The following is a 2602-nucleotide window of genomic DNA, read 5'->3' as shown; positions in this document are numbered from 1 at the left end:
TGGCCTCCGACTTTTTATTATATAAATAACTTAAAAAAATTTTACAATTTTTAAATATATATTAAAATATAATTGTTAATAGACATAAAATCATCAAGAATGTTCTTTATGCCGAAAAAAATTTAACACACATTACAAACTATATTAAGAAAGGAAAAACAAATGGAAGAATTACTTAGTAAGTTAGTTTCTGTGTTAAAAGCTCATGGTTTAGCTGATGAAGAAATTGAAAAGGTAAAATTAGAATTATCTGAGGAACCTGAAGATAAAGAATCTGAAGAAAAACCTGAAGAAAAACCAGAAGCACCTTCTAAAGAAGATTCTGTTGCCGAGGGTGAAGAAGAAGTAGAAGAATCTGAAGAATCTGAACCTGTTGAAAGCGAACCTTCCGAAGAAGATAAATCTGCTGAAGAACCACCAATGGAAAAACCAGAAATGGCTCCTGAAGCAGAACCAGAATCTCCTGTTGAACCTGAAGAACCAAATAAACCTGAAATGGAAGAATCTGAAAAATCAGAACTTCCAGAAGGTATGGAAGAAGTTGATCCAAATATACCAACTCCTGAAACAATGGAACCACAAGGACCATCAGCAGCTGATTTTGAAAAAGTTTTATCTAGATTAGATGAAAAAGATAAAGCTATTGAAGGTTTACAAGCAAAAGTTGAATCATTACTTGAAGCATTAGAAAAATCTGGTGTGGTTAGTGGTGTTAAAAATATGTCAACCGAAGTTGGTATTGATGATGGAACCAGAGTAATGGATTTCCACAGCGATGAAACAGCAGTTGATGACATTGTAAACGAATTAAACAAAAAAAGATTTTAATTAAAGAAAGGAAAAATTAGAAATGGCATTAGAAGTTATTTCACAAATTCTATCACCAACCAATGCTACTTACATTAATGGTGTTAGTGCAGAACGCAGATTCTCAGCTGCAGTTCTTAAAAATATGTATCAAGGCTTAGTAGAAAAAGGCGGTCGTGGTATTGATGACAAATTTGTTTCCGAAGATGATGCTACAAGTTCAGCACAAGTCTTTGTTAACAGAATTTTACCAGTTAAAATGCAACCAAGAGAACAAGGTGCAAGCAAAAATGGTGCATCATTCTCTGCAAACAAACATTATACACAAACAGTTACAGTTGGTATCGAACTCTTACAAGTTTTAGATGATCCAATTATCATTCCAAGAGCTCGTCAAGATATGATCAAAGTTGATCTTTTAGCAGAACAAACAAAGATCTATTCCGACAGATTAGCAACAATTATTAATGGTGCTACATTTGCATGTAAAGTTTTAACATCAATGATGAGTGATGCAAAAGGCAAAGGCTACAATGCTGTTTATATGCAAACATCACAAATCCTCAAAGACTTCATTACAGCAAATAGCTTATTAGATGAAGGCGATGAAGAAAATGGTGTTGATTTATTCCCAGAAGAAACCAGAGTTGCTGTTTTCAAACCATCATATAGAGCAACATTAAAAACAAGTGGTGTCTTAGTTCTTGGTGGAGCAAACTATGCATATGATATTGCAAAAGGTGATGCTATCTCTCAAGGTGCTTCTGCTCGTAGAAGTGAAGATGGTTACATTGGTGATATTGACGGTGTTCCATGTCACATTATTTCTAATGAATCACTCAGACACGCAGATGGATTCTTAGGATTTATGGAAGGTGATCTTAAAGCATCAGATTTAGTCGGCTATATTTCATCTTCATATGCAAACAGCAGAGGTGTTAGCACTTCAAAACAAATCAAAGTCGTTGATGCAGTTGATGGCCAAGGCTTAATCCTTCAACCATATAACAAGTTTGGCGTAGCTTCCTGGTATCCAAAAGGAAATGTTATGCTTACTTCAAGTGATGGATTTAACCCATTTAAAGCATTAAGCACAATCTTCTCCAGCTCACTTTCTGAAATTGTATTCAAACTTAAAGGTGCTGGTTCAAGATTATTCCCAGAAATTTCAATCTCTTCACCAGGTGCAACAGGTGCAACCTTCAGCATCGAAGCAGAAGATGATTGGAACACAGGTCATGTCGTTGCAGCAGTTACATGTGTAAGTGATGCTCCAGCAACTTCAGTCTGTGATTTCTTAAAGAAATATGCATTAGCAACATATAAAGGTGTTGTTACTATCACAAGTGGTGCAGCATCAAGTGTTACAACAACTGACTTAACAGTTGGAAATGGCAAGTATATCAATTGCTTAGCTATTGCAGATGATGGTTCAATGGCAATTGAAAGCAAAGTATATACTGCTTAATTAAACTAATTTAAAAAAGGTCCTCCTGACTTTTTCAGATATATCTTCGGATATATCTTTTTTTATGATTATAAATTCTTTATAATATATTTATATGAAAGAATTAATTATTAAATCACATTATAATGATGAAACATTAGAATGGAATTCTAATACAGATCGTTATCAACTTACTTTTAAATATTTTAAAACATTATTTAATCCATCACCATTTAAAAATGATGCAATTGTAAAACAAAGAATTAAACAAACTTCTTTGCGTGTTTATAGTTATATTATTGCACATAGTAATACAGCTAATAGACCAGTTATTAATTTTTTATTAAA

General features: G+C 33.2%; 3 protein-coding genes. All 3 read left to right on the top strand.

What is annotated here, in order from left to right; all coding sequences use genetic code 11:
* Positions 1-162: 162 nt before the first annotated feature.
* Positions 163-828, top strand: coding sequence for a hypothetical protein (locus ACKI3D_RS03365; RefSeq protein ID WP_407392349.1), 666 nt, complete (start codon positions 163-165; stop codon positions 826-828).
* Positions 829-850: 22 nt separating this feature from the next.
* Positions 851-2275: a hypothetical protein gene (locus ACKI3D_RS03360; RefSeq protein ID WP_407392348.1), complete on the top strand. Its 1425-nt coding sequence runs from the start codon at positions 851-853 to the stop codon at positions 2273-2275.
* 94 nt (positions 2276-2369) lie between these two features.
* Positions 2370-2602, top strand: a 233-nt coding sequence (locus ACKI3D_RS03355; protein ID WP_407392347.1) for a hypothetical protein, incomplete at its 3' end; no start/stop codon positions are given.

Source organism: Methanobrevibacter sp., assembly GCF_045586545.1.
Taxonomy (GTDB): Archaea; Methanobacteriota; Methanobacteria; order Methanobacteriales; family Methanobacteriaceae; genus Methanocatella.
Note: the sequence above shows the minus strand (reverse complement) of the source record. Positions and strands in the feature narration are given on the sequence as shown.

Coding starts and splice junctions, on each gene's coding strand:
- ACKI3D_RS03365 (WP_407392349.1), top strand. CDS start 163: ATGGAAGAATTACTTAGTAAGTTAGTTTCTGTGTTAAAAGCTCATGGT.
- ACKI3D_RS03360 (WP_407392348.1), top strand. CDS start 851: ATGGCATTAGAAGTTATTTCACAAATTCTATCACCAACCAATGCTACT.